The 18,097-nt window shown below is 63.2% G+C and carries 13 protein-coding genes; 10 read left to right on the top strand and 3 right to left on the bottom strand.

Annotated elements, in window-relative coordinates; translation table 11 throughout:
* The first annotated feature begins 81 nt into the window (after positions 1-81).
* Positions 82-924 carry an NAD-dependent protein deacetylase gene (locus tag IFT99_RS06970; protein WP_192131098.1) on the top strand — a complete coding sequence of 281 codons (843 nt, stop codon included), beginning with the start codon at positions 82-84 and terminating at the stop codon, positions 922-924.
* 68 nt (positions 925-992) lie between these two features.
* On the opposite strand, the gene IFT99_RS06965 is transcribed toward IFT99_RS06970, so the two are convergent.
* Positions 993-2,108: a DUF2817 domain-containing protein gene (locus tag IFT99_RS06965; protein ID WP_192131096.1), complete on the bottom strand. Its 1,116-nt coding sequence runs from the start codon at positions 2,106-2,108 to the stop codon at positions 993-995.
* A 1,197-nt stretch (positions 2,109-3,305) separates the two neighbouring features.
* Between IFT99_RS06965 and IFT99_RS06960 the strand changes: the two genes are divergently transcribed.
* The 9 genes from IFT99_RS06960 (at position 3,306) to IFT99_RS06920 (ending at position 15,111) form a co-directional block, all read left to right on the top strand.
* Entirely contained in the window at positions 3,306-4,160 is an 855-nt protein-coding gene (locus IFT99_RS06960; protein WP_192131094.1) for an energy transducer TonB, read from the top strand.
* 52 nt (positions 4,161-4,212) lie between these two features.
* Positions 4,213-4,920, top strand: coding sequence for a MotA/TolQ/ExbB proton channel family protein (locus tag IFT99_RS06955; protein WP_141695229.1), 708 nt, complete (start codon positions 4,213-4,215; stop codon positions 4,918-4,920).
* Positions 4,920-5,321, top strand: coding sequence for an ExbD/TolR family protein (locus IFT99_RS06950; RefSeq protein WP_065991471.1), 402 nt, complete (start codon positions 4,920-4,922; stop codon positions 5,319-5,321). The genes IFT99_RS06955 and IFT99_RS06950 overlap by 1 nt, the downstream gene beginning before the upstream one ends.
* Before the next feature lie 216 nt (positions 5,322-5,537).
* Positions 5,538-8,276, top strand: coding sequence for a TonB-dependent receptor (locus IFT99_RS06945; protein WP_192131092.1), 2,739 nt, complete (start codon positions 5,538-5,540; stop codon positions 8,274-8,276).
* A gap of 59 nt (positions 8,277-8,335) precedes the next feature.
* A complete protein-coding gene (locus IFT99_RS06940) occupies positions 8,336-10,276 on the top strand; it encodes an extracellular solute-binding protein (protein WP_192131090.1) in 1,941 nt (646 codons plus the stop codon).
* 1 nt (position 10,277) lies between these two features.
* Positions 10,278-11,348 (top strand): microcin C ABC transporter permease YejB, encoded by a 1,071-nt coding sequence (locus IFT99_RS06935; RefSeq protein ID WP_065991468.1) that lies wholly within the window; start codon positions 10,278-10,280, stop codon positions 11,346-11,348.
* Positions 11,348-12,370, top strand: a complete 1,023-nt coding sequence (locus IFT99_RS06930) for an ABC transporter permease (RefSeq protein ID WP_192131087.1) — start codon at positions 11,348-11,350, stop codon at positions 12,368-12,370. The genes IFT99_RS06935 and IFT99_RS06930 overlap by 1 nt, the downstream gene beginning before the upstream one ends.
* An 8-nt stretch (positions 12,371-12,378) precedes the next feature.
* Positions 12,379-13,971: an ABC transporter ATP-binding protein gene (locus IFT99_RS06925; RefSeq protein WP_192131085.1), complete on the top strand. Its 1,593-nt coding sequence runs from the start codon at positions 12,379-12,381 to the stop codon at positions 13,969-13,971.
* 84 nt (positions 13,972-14,055) lie between these two features.
* Positions 14,056-15,111 carry a permease gene (locus tag IFT99_RS06920; protein ID WP_192131082.1) on the top strand — a complete coding sequence of 352 codons (1,056 nt, stop codon included), beginning with the start codon at positions 14,056-14,058 and terminating at the stop codon, positions 15,109-15,111.
* A gap of 707 nt (positions 15,112-15,818) precedes the next feature.
* Here the strand turns inward: IFT99_RS06920 and mnmH are convergent.
* Both mnmH and selD read right to left on the bottom strand, forming a co-directional pair.
* The gene (gene mnmH / locus IFT99_RS06915; RefSeq protein ID WP_192131081.1) at positions 15,819-16,931 is read right to left on the bottom strand and encodes a tRNA 2-selenouridine(34) synthase MnmH; all 1,113 of its coding nucleotides are present in this window, start codon (positions 16,929-16,931) and stop codon (positions 15,819-15,821) included.
* Positions 16,931-17,965 (bottom strand): selenide, water dikinase SelD, encoded by a 1,035-nt coding sequence (gene selD / locus IFT99_RS06910; protein ID WP_192131078.1) that lies wholly within the window; start codon positions 17,963-17,965, stop codon positions 16,931-16,933. The genes mnmH and selD overlap by 1 nt, the downstream gene beginning before the upstream one ends.
* Positions 17,966-18,097 lie beyond the last annotated feature (132 nt).

The raw sequence follows: 18,097 nt of genomic DNA, 5'->3' as shown, positions 1-18,097 counted from the left end.
TGAAGGTGCTCACTGGGGCCCCTTCCCGCACGGAGCCGGTCCTACTAGTATCAGCGCACAGCCGATCATGAGGACCTGTGCATGCCTGATGGACCTGACACCCACGTCGACACCCTGCTGCACTGGATGCACGACCGCTCGTTCGTCGTCCTGACCGGCGCCGGGATCAGCACCTCCTCCGGAATCCCGGATTACCGCGACAGCGAAGGCGTGCGCCGGGGTCGGCAGCCGATGATGTTTCAGGAATTCCTCAATGCACCCGAGGCCCGGCGCCGTTACTGGGCCCGGGCGATGCTCGGCTGGCCCCGTGTTCGCGCCGCGCAACCCAATGCCGCCCACGAGGCGATTGCGCGCTTGCAGCAGCACGACCTCATCAGCGGCGTGATCACTCAGAACGTCGACACCTTGCACGATCAGGCCGGCAGCCATGACGGGGTGGAGTTGCACGGCAGCCTGCATTGGGTGCTGTGCCTGGACTGCCGCCAGCGCACCGAGCGCGACATCATTCAGTTGACCCTCGTTGAACAAAACCCCTACCTGGCGGGCGTCGATGCGGTGCAGGCGCCCGATGGCGATACCCTGCTCGACCCGGCGTTCGAAGAGCGCTTCCAGGTGCCCCACTGCCCCCATTGCGGCGGCGAGCGAATGAAACCTGACGTGGTGTTTTTCGGTGAAAACGTCGCGCCGCCTACTGCAGCCAAGGCCATGCAGCGGGTGGAAGAAGCCCAGGGACTGCTGGTCGTGGGCTCATCGTTGATGGCGTTTTCGGCGTTTCGCCTGTGCCGCGCCGTCAGCGATCAGGGCAAACCGCTGATCGCCATCAACCTGGGCAAAACCCGGGCGGATGATCTGCTGGATCTCAAGATAGAAGCGTCGTGCGAGGTGCTGTTGCCAGCGCTGGCGCAGCGGCTGCTGGTGGGTTAACGGACACTGTTCGCTGCGAGATAGCGCGTTGTCTGGAGGACCGGAGTCCTCCCGCCGCGCTCGATCCATTAGCTGGTTGCACGAATCCCCGGCAACGCCGCCAACGCCCGGTCCCATACCTGCCGCGTCCTGACCCACGCCACTTCCTGCCAGTCCGGGTCCGCCGGATAGAACTGCTTCAGCAGCCCCTGCTTGATCCGCCGCCCGGTTTCGTCCAGCGGGTCGCCGTGCAGGTGCAGCCAGTGATCATCACGCAAATGCCCATGTACGTCTGAGCCCGGGTACGTGCCGCATTCAATGACAAACGGCATCAGATGCACCCCCGGCAACACGTCGAGGAGCATCTGCGAGGTGTAGCCAGTGGAGGTCGCCGCGACACCGGTGTCGCTGACCCGATGAGCGCCGGTGATCAGGGTGAACAGCCACGGCCCGAACAACGCTTTCGCGTCCTCCAGCGCCGGGTAGGCTGATTCAACGATACTCATCAGCATCGGATGACCGTAAGCACCGGCGCCGGTGTGCAGGTCAAAACAGGTCACCACCTCGGCGTCCTGCAAATATTGCCCGACGATGCTGCGCAGCGTGCGATTGGACCAGCTCGGCTCGCGGCCGCCGAAGAACAGGCCATCGGGGAATCCGTACTGCCCCGCCTCCACCACCGACATCAGCCCTGCCCAACCCCGCACGTCGATTGCTGCCTGAAACAACGCGTCAGCCTGATCCCGCCGGGGCCCGCGCAACTGATCGCAGGCATAGATAGCGTGGACGTCGGCGTAGTCGCGGTTGTCCGGTAATGACCGGCTGAAGTCGAGGTAGTTGCGGTTCTGATCGAGGTTGTCCTCATTGACCCGGCGCATCCACGCCGTGCCCCAGGGGTTGATCAGGTGAATCATCAGGATCGCCACGCCCTCGGGCAACGAGCGTGGGTCAAAACCCTCGAGCCAGCGGCTCTGGCAATCGGAACCGTAATAGCCCTCGACGCCATGGGTGCCGCTCAACGCCACCAACACCCGCTGCGCACCCGGGTCGCCGAGCCAGGCGACATCCGTGGCCAGCGTCTCGCCAAACGGCCCCGTCAGCGGGTGGACGTATTCGCTCAATCGTGCGCCAGCTGCCGTGGCTGCCGCCATGAAGCGTTCGCGAAGCGGGCGATAACCCGGACGATCAGGAAAAAAGTGGCTCATTGATGCGCTCCAAAGGTAGTGGCACCGGGGGAAAGGCGCGTACCAGACAGGCCGAACGCCGCGGAAAAACGACACTGCGTCAAAAATGTTACAACCGGACACGTTTTGGCACACTTCTTTCTAGTGTTTCTCTTGTGGAACGTCAGTACCACGAAACGCTTCGCGTCCAGCCCAGGCTGCCGCGAGTCTACGCTGCCAAACGGTGCGCACCCCGCACCTACGGGCAGGAACCGGACACTACCCCGTCCGAAACAGTGCAGGACGCCGACCAGAAGTCTGGCGTCCGTCGATAAGGAATTCGATTCGTGCCAGACATGCGCCCCTCACACCCGATCCGCCCACACCGCGCCTTGCCTTATGCGCTGCACGCCTCCGTCAGCGAGCCTGCCGTTCGCCCCATCTCCCTTCAGCGCTCCGGCTGAAACCCAGCGCCAATGCGCTGCAGTGCCTTACCTTTATTTCGTTTCAACGGCTGCCGCTTTTATAGCGATTCAGTAGCCACTTCTTATTGTTCCAATTCGGGACAGGTGCGCCTGCTCCCATAACGTTTTGAATTACCCGCTCGATCGCTCGCTGTTGATCTGCACACACTAAAAGGCATCACTGATCATTTTTAGTCAGTGCACGACAACGATAACGATTCTCCACCCCCTGACCGATAAGTCACACTTTCAGGAAACACCCAATGATCACTTGAACACTCACGCACCAACTTGCACCTACTTAATCACGTTTGGTGCATTGCACTTCTGATTCAACGGGAACGGGTCAACGCGCAACCACGCGGTGAACCTGAACGAATAGGTTCGCCCCCTATTCAGGTAACTGTCCCTGCCTCCATAACGTGAACGGAGTCCGATCAAATGAAATTCGCTAAAAAGTTACAGGAATGCGACATCGCCCCGCTCCAGGCCATAAATGCCGCGCTAGAGCCCTGCACTGGCATAGCGGTTGCAGTAGCGATGATCGTTAGGTAGTCATTCTGAAATAAAGACGTACGTCTTCGTACTCAACATGAAATCAGGGAAACTCAATGTCTTCTCCATAGCCCACGCTGCAACAGCACTTATAAAGGCAGTTCTCTTAAAGACCTGCTTTCCCAGGCCTCGTGCATCCGACAGCACGGACGTCAACTTCAAGCACGGCAACTTGTTTGAACGGACCCTTATTGCCCTTCAACAACCCGAGGGAGCTTTAATGAATGACGCGGTAAAAACGAAAGCCATACCTGACCCGGCACCGGACGAACTGTCCATGGCCTGGCCGCGTATTCCTTTCAAGGAAAACACATCGCGCCCGGGTGAACTAAGCCGCACGCACGTGTTGATATTGATTGCCGCCTCGGTCCTTATTCACGGCGCCCTCTGGTGGTATATGCAGACCGCTAAAGCCGACGTCCCGGAAGTTGCGCCGCAAGTGCCCGAGATGACCGTCGAATTGACCAGCCCGACACCGCCAACGCCCCAAACGCCACCTGAGCCACCCCCGCCGCCTCTGCCCGAGCCACCACCGCCTCCGCCGCCTCCCGAACCGGAGCAACCGGTCGAGGACCCCGACGCGGTCAAGCCGCCGCCGAAACCGGTGGAGAAGCCCGTCGAGAAACCGAAGGTCGAGAAGCCCAAGCCGGTGAAGAAACCCGAACCGGTGAAAAAGCCAACGCCGCCCGCACCGCCAGCACCCGCTGCGCCGAGCCCGCCTGCGCCGGCCGCCCCGTCACCTTCGCCTGCCCCCGCTGCCCCGGCGGCTGCACCGGCGGCACCGGTCAAGGAATCGGCCGCGATTTCCGGGCTCGCCAGCCTGGGCAACCCGCCACCGGAATACCCCGGTGCGGCACTGCGCAAGGGCATGGAAGGCCGCGTGATCCTGCGCATCAAGGTGCTGCCCAACGGCCGCGCCGGCACGGTGGAGGTGACCAAATCCAGCGGCAAGCAGGTGCTGGACGATGCGGCGGTGGAAACGGTGCGCAACTGGAAATTTATTCCGGCCAAGCGCGGCGACACCCCGATCGAAGGCTTCGCGACGCAAACCATCGACTTCAAGCTGCCCGAATGAACCCGGTCAGCCCATCAACAACAACTCTTTATATAGCGGGTGAGGTGTAACCATGAACGAATCGATCTCTTCGATGATTGTCCCCGGCGTGCTCTGGGCGCTGGTGGTGTTTTCGGTGCTGAGCTGGGGACTGTTGCTGATCAAATCCGCACAGTACGTACGCTTGAAGACCCAAAACAAACAGTTCGCCAAAGCGTTCTGGGCAGCGCCGGATCTGCTCACCGCCGCCGAGCACTCCAGTCAATACCCGGGCTCACTGGCGCGGATCGCCAACAGCGGTTTCGAAGCCATGGCGGTGGACGACACGCCGCGCAACACCCAGCAGCTCGCCCACACCATCAACCGCTCCGACCGCCTGGAGCGCAACCTGCGCCAGCAGATCCAGAAAGAACGCCGCGCCCTGGAAGCCGGCCAGGCCATCCTCGCCAGTATCGGCAGCACGGCGCCGTTCATCGGCCTGTTCGGTACGGTCTGGGGCATCATGGAAGCGCTGCAAAGCATCGGCGCCAGCGGTTCGGCGAGCCTGGAAACCGTGGCCGGCCCGATCGGTCACGCCCTGATTGCCACCGGTGTCGGCATCGCCGTCGCGGTCCCGGCAGTGCTGATCTACAACTTCTTCCTGCGCCGTCTCAAGCTCGCCGTCGCCGACATGGATGACTTCGCCCACGACTTCGACGCCCTCGCCCAGCGCAGCGCCTTCGCCATCAACCGTCAGGCCATCGCCAGCAAGCACAGCCAGACTGTGCGGGAGGCGAGCTGATGTCGTTCTCCACCCAAGACAGCGATGAAGTGCTCAGCGAAATGAACGTCACGCCCCTGGTGGACGTGATGCTCGTGCTGCTGGTGGTGTTCATCGTCACCGCGCCGCTGATGACCAACGCGATCAAGGTCAACCTGCCGAAAACCGACGCAGTCGCCGCCGCCGACAAGAAAGACCCGGTGGTGGTCAGCGTCGATCAGGACGGCAAGTTCTACCTGGCCAAATCCGAAGTCGCGCCGGAATCCCTGGAGCTCAGCCTCAAGGACGTCAAGGCCAAGGACCCGGAGGTGCGCGTGCAATTGCAGGCCGACACCAACGTCAACTACGGCCAGGTGGCCAAGGCGATGGCGTCGATCGAGCGCTCGGGCATCACCAGGATTTCAGTGATGACGTCCAAATGATCGACACATGACCCGCACCTGATCTGCACCTGAAGCAGGCGCCGCACCCCGCTGCGGCCCTGCGCACCCTACTCCCGATTCACCGCCGTCCGGGTTTTGGCCCGGAGGGGAGCGGCTTGTTTGAAATAAGGAAATTGCCGACCGCCATCACCGTGTCGGAGCAACGAGGGCTCACAAGGCCATTTCAATAACATCTGGAATAAGTCGGAAACTACCATGCTGATGAGCTTTCCCGGTTTTACCCTCAAGCCCCTTGTTGTTGCCGTACAACGCCACCCCCGTGCGCTGATCTGCGCACTGGCGGTCGGCATGAGCCCGGCCTATGGCGCCGACAGCACGGACAGCGCCGCCGATGCCGCACCTGGCAGTGAAGCCGCTGTCCCCGCGGCGGCGGTGGCTGCTGCGCCGGCGACCACCCAGCTCAAACGGGTGGAAGTGACCGGTTCGGCCGTGCGCCGGGCCGACGCGGAAACCGCCGTGCCGGTGACCATCCTGCGTGCCGACGAGCTGAAGAAACAGGGCGTGACCACCACCGAACAGATGGTCCAGCGCATCACCGGCAGCCAGTCGATGATGAACAGCGCAGGCTCGGTTGGCGCCTCCACCGGCGGCGCTTCCTATGCCGACATGCGCGGCATCGGCGCCAACAAAACGCTCATCCTGCTCAACGGGCGTCGTCTGGCCAACAACGCCTTGTCCGGCGTCGGCACGCCCAACGGCAGTGCCATCGACCTGAACATGATTCCGTTCGCCGCCATCGACCGCATCGAAGTGCTGCGCGACGGTGCCTCGGCCCTGTACGGCACCGACGCCATCGGCGGCGTGATCAACTTCATCACCAAGAAATCCCTGACCGACGGCACCCTGAGCCTCGGCGGCGACACCCCGACCGCCAGCGGTGGCGGCGCCAGCAAAGACGTCAGCGCCAGCTGGGGTTTCGGCGATCTGGACGAAGACCGCTTCAACGTCATGGGCGTGTTCAACTACAACAAGCAGCAGAACCTCGACGCCAACGACCGTTCGTTCGACAAGGATTACGTCCCGGGCCGCGGCCTCAACCAGACCTCCGGCACCGCTTATCCCGGCAACTACTACCAGGGCAATAACAGCACCAACCCCCTCGCGCCCGACTGCGCGGGACCTGGTCTGGTGAGCGTGAACGGGCTGTGCCGGTTCAGCACCCGCGATTACATCGACCTGGTGCCGCAGACCGAGAAGACCTCGTTCTTCGGTCGCGCCACCGGCAAGCTGGCCGAAGACCACAACGTCAGCCTCGAATACTTCTTTGCCCGCAACAACAACGCCACCAGCATCGGCCCGGCGCCGTTGACCGGCCTGAGCATCGACCCGTCTTCGCCCTACTACCCGGGCAACGGCATCACCCCCGGCCCGAACAACTTCGCCCTCGACCCGACCCAACCGGTGGACACCGCCTGGCGTGAGACCGCCGCGGGCCCCCGTGGCAGCAAGGACCAGAACACCAACCAGCGCCTGTTGCTGACCTTCGACGGCACCGTCGGCGGCTGGGATTACAACCTGGGCGCCAACTACAACCAGAGCAAAGTCGTTTCCAGCGTGACATCGGGTTACGCCAGCGACGCCGCCCTCAAGGCGGGCCTGGCCAGCGGACTGCTCAACCCGTTCGGCGCGCAATCGGCGGCAGGACAGCAGTACATCGATGACGCCGCGTACCACGGCGAATACTCCACCGCCGTTGGCCGCGTTTATGGCGTGGACGGACGTATCAGTCGCGAGATCGGTAACTGGTTCGGCGCCGGGGAATCCGGTCTGGCGCTGGGCGGCGAATACCGCAAGGAAAAGCTGCACCAGAACTACGAGGACTTCGTCGATGACATCGACAGCCTGGGCCTGGACTCGGCCGGTTCCGTGTCCGGCGATCGCAGCGTCAAGGCCGAATACGCCGAGCTGAACGTCCCCGTGATCGACAGCCTGGAACTGACCGCTGCCGTGCGCCACGACAAATACAGCGACTTCGGCAGCACCACCAACCCGAAATACTCGTTCCGCTTCCAGCCGTTCAAAGAGCTGGTCATGCGCGGCGCGTACAGTGAAGGCTTCCGTGCGCCGTCGCTGTACGAGCTGTACGCCCCGCAGAGCCTGGCCTACAGCCAGGGCTACTACGATGATCCGACCCTTTGCGCCGGCGGTACCGTGCAACCGGGCGGTCAGGCCGAGCGTGACTGCAATCAGCAGTTCCTCAACCGCAGCGGCGGCAACGCGAGCCTGTCCCCGGAGAAAGCCCGCAACGTTACCCTGGGCTTCGTTTATCAGCCGATGAACAACCTCTCCATGGGCTTGGATTTCTGGTGGATTCACATCTCCAACCAGATTCAATCGTTTCCTGAATCCACCGTGTTCGACCAGTCGGACCTGTACGGCGACCGCATCATCCGCAACGCCGACGGCTCCATCGCCAACATCGTCACCGGCAACTCCAACCTGGGCATCGTCAAGACCAACGGGGTCGACGTGACCCTGGACTACCGCTTCCCGAACACGCCGTATGGTCAGTTTGGCCTGGGGCTGACCGGGACCTACGTCAACCGCTACGACTTCCAGAACATCATCGACGGTCCGTACACCGACAAGGTCGGCGACTTCCAGGGTGATGGCGTGATCGCGCGCTGGAAACACGTGTTGATTGGCAGCTGGACCCTCGGCGACAGCCGTGCCTCCCTGACCAACCGCTTCACCAGCGGCTACAACGACTACGACCGCAGCACCAACGTTACCGTGCCGTCGTACTCGCTATGGGACCTGTCGGTGGGCCACACCTTCGAGAAGGTGCTGGACGTCGATGCCGGCGTGCGCAACCTGTTCGACCGCGACCCGCCGTTCACCAACCAGGCCTACAACTTCCAGTCCGGCTATGACCCTCGTTACGCCGATCCACTGGGCCGCACGCTTTTTGCGCGGGCCACGTACCACTTCTAAGCGCTGACGCCCGACGCGCAGGTGATCCGGCGCGTCGGGCTGCACTCAAGGATGTCCGCATGTCCGCCACCCCCTTTCCACTGCCGCGCCGCTTACCGGGCGGGGCATTGCTGTACTCGTTGCTGTTGTGTGGCTCGCTGCTGCTGGGTATCTCCCAAGTGTCTGCCGCGCCGGTGCATGCGCTGACCGTCTATGGCGAAGCGCCGAAATACGCCGCTGATTTCCAGCACTTCGATTACGTCGACCCTGATGCGCCCAAAGGCGGTTCCATGAGCCGCGCGTCCGAGGAGATCGGCCAGTTCAACTACCTCACGCCCTATGTCGATCAGGGCATTTCCGTGAGCCAGATCGACACGTGGGTGTATGCGCCGCTGGCCTATCGCTCACTGGACGAGCCCTACACGGTGTACGGATTGGTCGCCGAGAAAATGGAGCGCGACCCCGATAACCTCTGGGTGCGTTTCTACCTCAACCCCAAGGCGCGTTTCGATGACGGCACGCCGGTTACCGCCGAAGACGTGCGCTACACCTGGCAGACGCTAATTACCCAGGGCAGCTTCAGCTATCGCCCGCTGTACGCTGACGTCAAGGACGCGGTCATCGAAGCGCCGGGGCAGATCCGTTTCGATTTCAAAACCGGCACCAATCGCACCCTCGCCCTGGACCTCGCCAGCCTGCGCATCCTGCCCGAGCACTGGTGGAAAACCCGCGACTTCACCAAGGGCGGCGGCTTCGAACCGCCACTGGGCAGTGGGCCGTATCGGGTCTCGCGGGTCGACGCCGGGCGCAGTGTCAGCTTCGAGCGGGTCAAGGACTGGTGGGGCAAAGACCTGCCGGTCAGCCGTGGGCTCTACAACTTCGACGCGCTGACGGTGAACTTCTACGGCGATGTCGACGTGGCCCGCCAACTGGTCCAGGCCGGCAACTTCGATTACAACCGCGAGTTCTCCTCGGCTGGCTATGTCGTCGGCTACACCGCGCCGAGCCTGCAGGACGGCCGTCTGCAAAAGACCATTCTGGCTAAACGCCGCCCGGTGGCCGGTCAGGGCTTCGTGTTCAATCTCGACAAGCCGATGTTCCAGGACCGGCGTGTCCGTGAGGCCCTGGCGATGCTCTGGGATTTCGAGTGGGTCAACGGCCAGATCATGCGCAACTTCTATGTGCGCGAACAAACCTACTTCCCGAAGAGCGAGATGGCCGCCACCGAGCTGCCCGACGCCCAGGAGCTGAGCCTTCTCGAGCCCCTGCGCGGGCAGGTGCCGGACGAAGTCTTCGATCAGGTCTGGCGCGCACCGAAGACCGACGGCAGCGGCTACATCCGCGACAAGCAGCTCAAGGCCCTCAAGCTGCTGGCCGACGCCGGCTGGCACGCGAAGAACAACCGGCTGGTGAACGCCGCCGGTCAGCCGCTGGAGTTTTCCTTCCTCGACGGCCAGGGCGGTTTCGAGCGGCTGGTGCTGCCATACAAGCGCGTGCTGGCGCAGATCGGCATCACCCTGAATTTTCGTCGCGTGGACTCGGCGCAGTACATGAACCGCCTGAACGCCCGGGACTACGACATGATCGTGGTCACGCTGCCGAGCAACGGCAATCCGATCCTCTCCCCCGGCCGCGAGCTGTACAACCTGTTCGGCTCGCAAAGCGCGCGGCAGGTCGGCAGTTCCAACGCCATGGTCCTGCGCAATCCGGCGGTCGATCGCCTCATCGATGGCCTGGTGGCGGCCAACAACCGCAACGACATGCTGCACTACGCCCGCGCCCTGGATCGGGTGCTGCTCTGGGGTTTCTACATGATTCCAAACTATTACTCCCAGGGCACGCCAGTGGTGTTCGCCAACCGCTTTGGCCGCCCGGCAATCGAACCGATCTATGACGTCGGTCTGGAAAGCTGGTGGGAAGTCAGCCGTGTGCCGCTGACCGATGCGCAGATGGCCGCGCAGCTGGCGGCACACAGCAACAGCGCTAATAGCCGTGCTGCACCAACAACGGAGGGCCAGTGACATGCTCGCCTACACCCTGCGTCGACTGCTGCTGATCATTCCCACGCTGCTGTGCATTCTGGTGGTCAACTTCCTTATCGTGCAGGCCGCGCCGGGCGGTCCCGTCGAGCAAGCCATCGCCCGGGTTCAGGGCATGGGCCCGGCGGGCGGCATCGGTGGCGGCGGTGGCGAGGTCGCGGCCACCGGCGGCATCAGCCGGGGCGCCCAAGGCCTGGACCCGGAGCTGGTCGAAGCGATCAAGCACCAATACGGGTTCGACAAACCGCTGCACGAGCGCCTGTGGCTGATGCTCACCCATTACGCGCAGCTGGATTTCGGCAGCAGCTTTTTTCGCGGCGCTACGGTGACCGGGTTGATCCTGCAAAAGCTGCCGGTGACCCTATCCCTCGGGCTCTGGGCGACGCTGATCACGTACCTGATCTCGATCCCGCTGGGCATCCGCAAGGCCGTGCTCCATGGCAGCCGCTTTGATGTCTGGAGCAGCACGCTGATCATCATCGGCTACGCCATCCCGGCGTTCCTGTTCGCCATTCTGCTGATCGTGGTGTTTGCCGGCGGCAGCTACTGGAGCTGGTTTCCGGCCCAAGGGCTGTTCTCCGACGACTTCGCCAGCCTCTCGCCGCTGGGCAAGCTGCGCGATTACCTGTGGCATCTGGTGCTGCCGGTCAGTGCGCTGGTCATAGGCGGCTTCGCCACCCTGACCATCCTCACCAAAAACAGCTTCCTCAACGAGATCGGTCGCCAGTACGTGGTCACCGCACGGGCCAAGGGTCTCAGCGAGCAGCGCGTGCTCTACGGCCATGTGTTCCGCAACGCCATGCTGCTGGTGGTGGCGGGCATTCCCCAGGCGCTGATTGAGGTGTTCTTCGCCGGCTCGCTGCTGATCGAAACCATCTTCGGCCTCGATGGCATCGGCCGCATGAGCTACGAAGCGGCGGTGTCCCGGGATTACCCGGTGGTCTTCGGCACGCTGTTTCTGTTCACCCTGTTCGGCCTGTTGATCAAGCTGGTGGGCGACCTGTGCTACACGCTGGTCGACCCGCGCATCGACTTTTCCGCGAGGAGCGCCTGATGTTCGAGTTTTCCCCGCAAAACCAGCGCCGCATCGCCAACTTCAAGGCCAACCGGCGTGGCTGGTGGTCGCTGTGGCTGTTCGTGGCGCTGCTGGTGATTTGCCTGTGCGGCGAACTGATCGCCAACGACAAGCCGCTGATCGTGCGCTATCAGGGCGAGCTGTACTTCCCGGCGATGCACCAGTACCTGGAGACCGACTTCGGCGGCGAACTGCCCTTCGAGCCGGACTACTCCAGCGATTACGTGCGCAAACTGATCGTCGACAAGGGCGGCTGGATGCTCTTCGCGCCGATCCCCTTCAGCTACGACACAGTCAATTACGAACTGCGCGAGCCCTCCCCCAGCCCGCCCAGCGCGCGCAACTGGCTGGGCACCGACGACCAGGCGCGGGACGTCATGGCGCGGGTGCTGTTCGGCACCCGCGTATCGATACTCTTCGCGTTGGCGCTGACCGCCATCAGCACGGTGATCGGCGTGTTCGCCGGAGCGATTCAGGGCTATTACGGCGGGCTGGCGGATTTGATCGGCCAGCGCTTGCAGGAGGTCTGGTCGGGGCTGCCGGTGCTGTACCTGCTGATCATTCTGTCGGGCTTCGTCGAGCCGGACTTCGGGTGGCTGCTGGGAATCATGTCGCTGTTTTCCTGGCTGGCGCTGGTCGACGTGGTCCGCGCCGAGTTCCTGCGCGGGCGCAATCTGGAATACGTCAAAGCCGCCCGCGCCCTGGGCCTCAGCGACGGCGCGCTGATGTGGCGACACATTCTGCCCAACGCCATGACCAGCACCCTCACCTACTTGCCGTTCATTGTGACCGGCGCCATCGCCACCCTCACCGCGCTGGATTTCCTTGGCTTCGGCATGCCCGCCGAAAGCGCGTCCCTAGGCGAACTCATCGGTCAGGCCAAACGCAACTTGCAAGCGCCGTGGCTGGGCGTCACGGCGTTCTGCGCCCTGGCGTTGATTCTCACACTGCTGGTGTTCATCGGCGAAGCCTGCCGTGACGCCTTCGACCCACGGACTTGAGCGCTGCCATGACTGACCCTCTAATCCAGATCCGCAACCTGCGCGTCGCTTTCAACGGCGCCGAAGTGGTGCACGGCCTCGACCTCGACATCCAGCCCGGCGAGTGCCTGGCGCTGGTCGGTGAGTCCGGTTCGGGCAAGTCGGTGACCGCGCACTCGATCCTGCGGCTGCTGCCGGCCAAGTCCGTGAGCACCCAGGGCAGCATTCGTTACAAGGGCGTCGACCTGCTGCACGCCAGCGACAAGGTGCTGCGGGGGCTGCGTGGCAACCGCATCGCCATGATCTTTCAGGAGCCGATGACCTCGCTGAACCCGTTGCACACTGTGGAGAAACAGATCGGCGAAATCCTCGCCATGCACAAGGGCCTCAAGGGCAAGGCCGCCCGCGAGCGCACTCTGGAACTGCTCGGGCTGGTGGGCATCCAGAACCCGCCGCAGCGGCTCAAGGCCCTGCCCCATCAACTGTCCGGCGGGCAGCGCCAGCGGGTGATGATTGCCATGGCGCTGGCCAATGAACCCGAGCTGCTGATCGCCGACGAGCCCACCACGGCACTGGACGTGACGGTGCAGCTCAAGATTCTCGAACTGCTCAAATCCCTGCAACAACGGCTGGGCATGTCGCTGCTGCTGATCAGCCATGACCTCAATCTGGTCCGGCGCATCGCCCAGCGGGTCTGCGTGATGCGCGCCGGCGAAATCGTCGAGCAGGCGGATTGCCAGACGCTGTTCGCCGCTGCGCAACACCCCTACAGCCGCCTGCTGATCAATGCCGAACCCGACGGCGAACCGGTGCCCGGCGAGCACACCCAGACCCTGCTGTCGGTGGACGCGCTGAAGGTCTGGTTTCCCCTGCCCAAGCCGTTGTTGCGGCGCGAGCGGCAGTACATCAAGGCGGTGGACGGGGTGAGTTTCGAGCTGTTGAAAGGCCAGACCCTCGGCATCGTCGGCGAGTCCGGCTCGGGCAAATCGACCCTGGGCCAGGCGATCCTGCGGCTGATCGATTCCGAAGGCAGCATCCGTTTCGCCAACAAGGAGCTGAGCCTGCGCAGCCAGCAACTGATGCGGCCGTTGCGCAAGCGCATTCAGGTGGTGTTTCAGGATCCTTTCGGCAGCTTGAGTCCGCGCATGACGGTGCAGCAGATCATCGCCGAAGGGCTGCTGACCCATGGCATCGGCACACCGGCCCAACGTGAACAGACGGTGATCCGCGTGCTCGGCGAAGTCGGTCTCGACCCAGAGAGCCGTCACCGTTACCCCCATGAATTCTCCGGCGGTCAGCGACAGCGTGTGGCCATAGCCCGGGCGCTGGTGCTGGAACCGGAGCTGATCTTGCTAGACGAGCCCACTTCCGCGCTGGACCGCACCGTGCAAAAACAGATCATTGCCTTGCTGCGGGATTTGCAGATTCGTCACGGCCTCAGTTATCTGTTCATCAGCCACGACCTGGCGGTGGTGCATGCATTGGCCCACGACGTGCTGGTGATCAAGGACGGCAAAGTGGTCGAGCAAGGGCCGGCGCGGGTTATCTTCGGTCATCCGCGCCAGCCCTACACCCAGGAACTGCTGCGCGCCTCCGGGCTGGATTTCGGCGGACGGGCGTGAGCCGACATACCTTGCGACACCTACTATAATGCCCGGCCACGGCGTATCATCCCGCCCCCACGATTTCCTGCTCTGGTGCCTGTCATGACTGCCCTCCCGCTCACCTCCGAACGCCGCGGCTGGTCGTTCTGGTGGAAACCCCTGGCGTTCCTGCTGGTGGCCGCCATCGGCTTGTACTACGTGAAGTGGTCGCCGTATTACCTGAAATCCTTCATCGCCGCCGACACCCACACCATCGGCGGCTCGATCATCAACGACAACCCGGCCACACCATGGGCTGCCGCATTGGCGTACGCCCAGGTGTACTTCCTGGCGATCTGGAAAGCCGCCGTGCTGGCGGTCATCCTCGGCTCGCTGTTGCAGGTGCTGATTCCCCGGGACTGGCTGCTGAAAATGTTCGGCCGCGCCGGTCTCGGCTCGACCATTCGCGGCGGCCTGTTCGCCCTGCCCGGCATGATGTGCAGCTGCTGCGCGGCGCCGGTGGCAGCGGGCTTGCGCAAGCAGAACGTGTCGGTGGGCGCGGCGCTGGCCTTCTGGATCGCCAACCCGGTGCTCAACCCGGCCACGCTGGTGTTCATGGGCTTTGTGCTGGGCTGGGGTTTCACGGCGCTGCGACTGGTGGCGGGCCTTGTGCTGGTGATCGGCGTGTCCCTTGTTGCACAACGCATTTCCCGCCCGGAAGCCGTCCCGGAGCAGGCGCTGGAGGCCGTGGCCAATGCCGAGCGGCCAGAGGAAGGCAGCCTGCTGGTGCGCTGGGGCAAGACGATTTGGCAGTTGTTCTGGACGACGATTCCGATCTACGTCATCGCTGTGCTGATCCTCGGCGCCGCGCGGGTCTGGCTGTTCCCTCATGTTGACGGCGCGATGGGCAACAGCCTGTTGTGGCTGGTGCCGCTGGCGATTGTCGGGACATTGTTCGTGATCCCGACGGCGGCCGAAATCCCGATCGTACAGACGCTGCTGGCGTTGGGTCTGGGCACTGCGCCGGCGGTGGCGTTGCTCATGACCCTGCCGAGCGTGAGCTTGCCGTCGCTGTTGATGCTGCGTAAATCCTTCGACGCCAAGGTGCTGGTGATCGTGGGGGTGCTGACCATGCTGGTCGGGGTAATCAGTGGGCTTGTTGGCGCTTTGCTTTTGTAAGGCTTAGATCAAGATCAAGATCAAGATCTACAGCGGCCCTGCCTAACGGCAGAGCATTTCGCCTTCGGCGAGTTACTTGGAAAAGCACCCCAAGTAACCAAGGGTGCTTGCTCCTGGCTAGGTTCCTCCTTCGTCGGAATACCCTCACTCCGACGAAGCTCCGTGGGCCCGCGCCGAACGGACATCCATGTCCTGACGGCGCTCTCGCGGCATCCATGCCGCTCGGCCCACTCCGCGTCGTCTGCGTTCGGCCTGCACCCAAGTCGCGTGTTGCGGTGTCTGGGCATTTTTATACGAAGATCAAAAGCACATCAAAAGCAGCTCAAAAGCACATCAAGGGCTTCCCGGCTGAAGCCGGTCCTACAGCCGGCGGTGTTCCCACTGAATGCACTCGCTGCTGTTAGTGGGACCGGCTTTAGCCGGGAAGCTTTTGCTTTTGCCTTCGCTCTTGATCTTCAAACGCAAAGAGCCCAGACACCGCAACACGCGACTTGGGTGCAGGCTGAACGCAGACGACGCGCAGTGGGCCGAGCCGCATGGATGCGGCGAGAGCGCCGTCAGGACATGGATGTCCGTTCGGCGCGGGCCCACGGAGCGTCGTCGGAGTGAGGGTATTCCGACGAAGGAGGAACCTAGCCAGGAGCAAGCACCCTTGGTTACTTGGGGTGCTTTTCCAAGTAACTCGCCGAAGGCGAAACCCGAGGCCGTTAGGCCGACGCCCTTGATCTGCTCCGCTGTTTCAGATATTCGACAACCGCCCTCTGATCTCCGGAAAACTCGATCCGGGGATTCTTGCTGTCCCGCTGGAACGCATACATGGGATCGTAATACTCACTCAACATCCCGCTGATCCAGCCCCGGTGCAGATCCACCGCCCCGCTGCGCGCCTGCTCGGCCAAAGCACTGTCCATAATCGCCGCCAGCCGCTGATAACGCTCACCGCCCAACCGCCGAACGATGCTCGACAGACTCTGCTTCAGCCGCTCGGCGTAGGCCGCAAAGCCCGTTTCAACGCCCTGCACCGCAACGAACTCCGCACACAGATCGGTCACATAATCCTTCAGAATCCGCTCGACGCGACTCTCGAAACTGTCCTCCAACCACACCAGCGGCGCGTCCTGCATGATCCGGTACAACTCAAGGGGCACCGCACGACTGCCGACGATCCGCCCTTCATCCTCGACCACGAACTGATTCACATGCCGCGCGCGCTTTTTCAGAATATCCACGGCGAGCAGGTTCTCGAAATCGATCTGCCCCGGCTGCGGCGTCGCGTGTTTGCCAAAGCTCGAACCGCGATGGTTGGCATGGCCCTCCAGATCGAGACCGTTGTCGAGTTGCTGCAGCACCTCGGTCTTGCCACTGCCAGTGAGCCCGCCAATCAGCACGAAATCGCACTCGGCCACGGCCTGATCCGTCACCTCAATCAAAAAGCTGCGCATCGCCTTGTAGCCACCGATGACCCGGGGGTACTCGATACCCGCCTCGCTCTTGAGCCACTGCTGAGTGATCTGCGAACGCAGGCCACCACGAAAGCAATACAAAAAACCCTCGGGGTGGTTGCGGGCAAAACTGGCCCACGCATCGATTCGCGCCTCCTTCACGTCGCCGGACACCAGCGTGTGGCCCAACTCGATGGCGGCCTGTTGACCGTCCTGCTTGTAGCAGGTGCCGACCTTCTGCCGCTCGACGTCGTTCATCAGCGGCAGATTGATCACGCCGGGGAATGCGCCGTTGGTGAATTCCACCGGCGCGCGGACATCCATCATCGGCACGTCGCTGAGGAAGATCTCGCGCAGGTCGGCGCTGTTGTCGCGCATCAGAACACCTCGACCGCGAGCGGCTGTCGCTCGACCAATTCGCCGATCGGCGCAAGGCTCAGGCCCAGTTCACCGGCCAGGGCCAGGAACGCCGCCTCTTCAGCGGGCTCCACGGCAATCAACAGGCCGCCGCTGGTTTGCGGGTCACACAGCAGCAACTTCTGCGCCTCGGTCAGGGGGCCGATGCGCTCGCCATAGCTGTCGTAATTGCGGTGGGTGCCGCCGGGGATGCAATCCTGCTCGATATAGAAGTCGACGCTGCCCAGACGCGGGACGGCGGCAGCGTTCAGCCGTGCAGTGACCTGACTGCCGTCGGCCATCTCAACCAGGTGCCCGAGCAAGCCGAAGCCGGTGACGTCGGTCATCGCGGTGACGCCGGCCAGTCGGGAAAAACGGCTGCCCGGCTTGTTCAGCGTACACATCACATCACGGGCCAGGCCGATGTCTTCGTCGCGCAGCAGGCCTTTTTTCTCGGCGGTGGTGAGGATGCCGATGCCCAGGGGTTTGGTCAGGAACAGCTTGCAGCCCACGGTCGCGGTGTCGTTGCGCTTCATGAAGCGCTTCTCCACCAGGCCGGTCACGGCGAGGCCGAAGATGGGCTCCGGCGCGTCGATGGAGTGGCCGCCCGCCAGTGGAATGCCCGCCGCGTCGCACACCGCACGTCCGCCACGAATGACTTCGCGGGCAATCTCCGGGGCGAGCACATTGACCGGCCAGCCGAGAATGGCGATGGCCATCAACGGATCGCCGCCCATGGCGTAGATGTCGCTGATGGCGTTGGTGGCGGCAATGCGGCCGAAGTCAAACGGGTCGTCGACGATGGGCATGAAGAAATCGGTGGTGGACACGACGCCCTTTTCGTCGTCGATGGCATACACCGCTGCGTCGTCGCGCGAGGCGTTGCCGACCCACAGGCGCGGGTCGAGGTTCTGCGCGCCGCTGCCGGCGAGGATGGTTTCCAGCACCTTGGGCGAGATCTTGCAGCCGCAACCGGCGCCGTGACTGTATTGGGTAAGACGAATCGGGTCGGTCATGGGAAGCCCCTGAGTTTCAAGGCGCCGAAGTCTAACAGACGCGCCAGTGGGTTGAAGAGTGGCTGGATGGTTGGACACGCGATTGTCGTGGGACCGGCTGCAGCCGGGAAAGCATCGGATGCCACGCCGCAA

It is taken from the genome of Pseudomonas sp. CFBP 8772, assembly GCF_014841665.1.
Taxonomy (GTDB): domain Bacteria; phylum Pseudomonadota; class Gammaproteobacteria; order Pseudomonadales; family Pseudomonadaceae; genus Aquipseudomonas; species Aquipseudomonas graminis_B.
Note: the sequence above shows the minus strand (reverse complement) of the source record. Positions and strands in the feature narration are given on the sequence as shown.

Coding starts and splice junctions, on each gene's coding strand:
- IFT99_RS06970 (WP_192131098.1), top strand. CDS start 82: ATGCCTGATGGACCTGACACCCACGTCGACACCCTGCTGCACTGGATG.
- IFT99_RS06965 (WP_192131096.1), bottom strand. CDS start 2,108: ATGAGCCACTTTTTTCCTGATCGTCCGGGTTATCGCCCGCTTCGCGAA.
- IFT99_RS06960 (WP_192131094.1), top strand. CDS start 3,306: ATGAATGACGCGGTAAAAACGAAAGCCATACCTGACCCGGCACCGGAC.
- IFT99_RS06955 (WP_141695229.1), top strand. CDS start 4,213: ATGAACGAATCGATCTCTTCGATGATTGTCCCCGGCGTGCTCTGGGCG.
- IFT99_RS06950 (WP_065991471.1), top strand. CDS start 4,920: ATGTCGTTCTCCACCCAAGACAGCGATGAAGTGCTCAGCGAAATGAAC.
- IFT99_RS06945 (WP_192131092.1), top strand. CDS start 5,538: ATGCTGATGAGCTTTCCCGGTTTTACCCTCAAGCCCCTTGTTGTTGCC.
- IFT99_RS06940 (WP_192131090.1), top strand. CDS start 8,336: ATGTCCGCCACCCCCTTTCCACTGCCGCGCCGCTTACCGGGCGGGGCA.
- IFT99_RS06935 (WP_065991468.1), top strand. CDS start 10,278: ATGCTCGCCTACACCCTGCGTCGACTGCTGCTGATCATTCCCACGCTG.
- IFT99_RS06930 (WP_192131087.1), top strand. CDS start 11,348: ATGTTCGAGTTTTCCCCGCAAAACCAGCGCCGCATCGCCAACTTCAAG.
- IFT99_RS06925 (WP_192131085.1), top strand. CDS start 12,379: ATGACTGACCCTCTAATCCAGATCCGCAACCTGCGCGTCGCTTTCAAC.
- IFT99_RS06920 (WP_192131082.1), top strand. CDS start 14,056: ATGACTGCCCTCCCGCTCACCTCCGAACGCCGCGGCTGGTCGTTCTGG.
- mnmH (WP_192131081.1), bottom strand. CDS start 16,931: ATGCGCGACAACAGCGCCGACCTGCGCGAGATCTTCCTCAGCGACGTG.
- selD (WP_192131078.1), bottom strand. CDS start 17,965: ATGACCGACCCGATTCGTCTTACCCAATACAGTCACGGCGCCGGTTGC.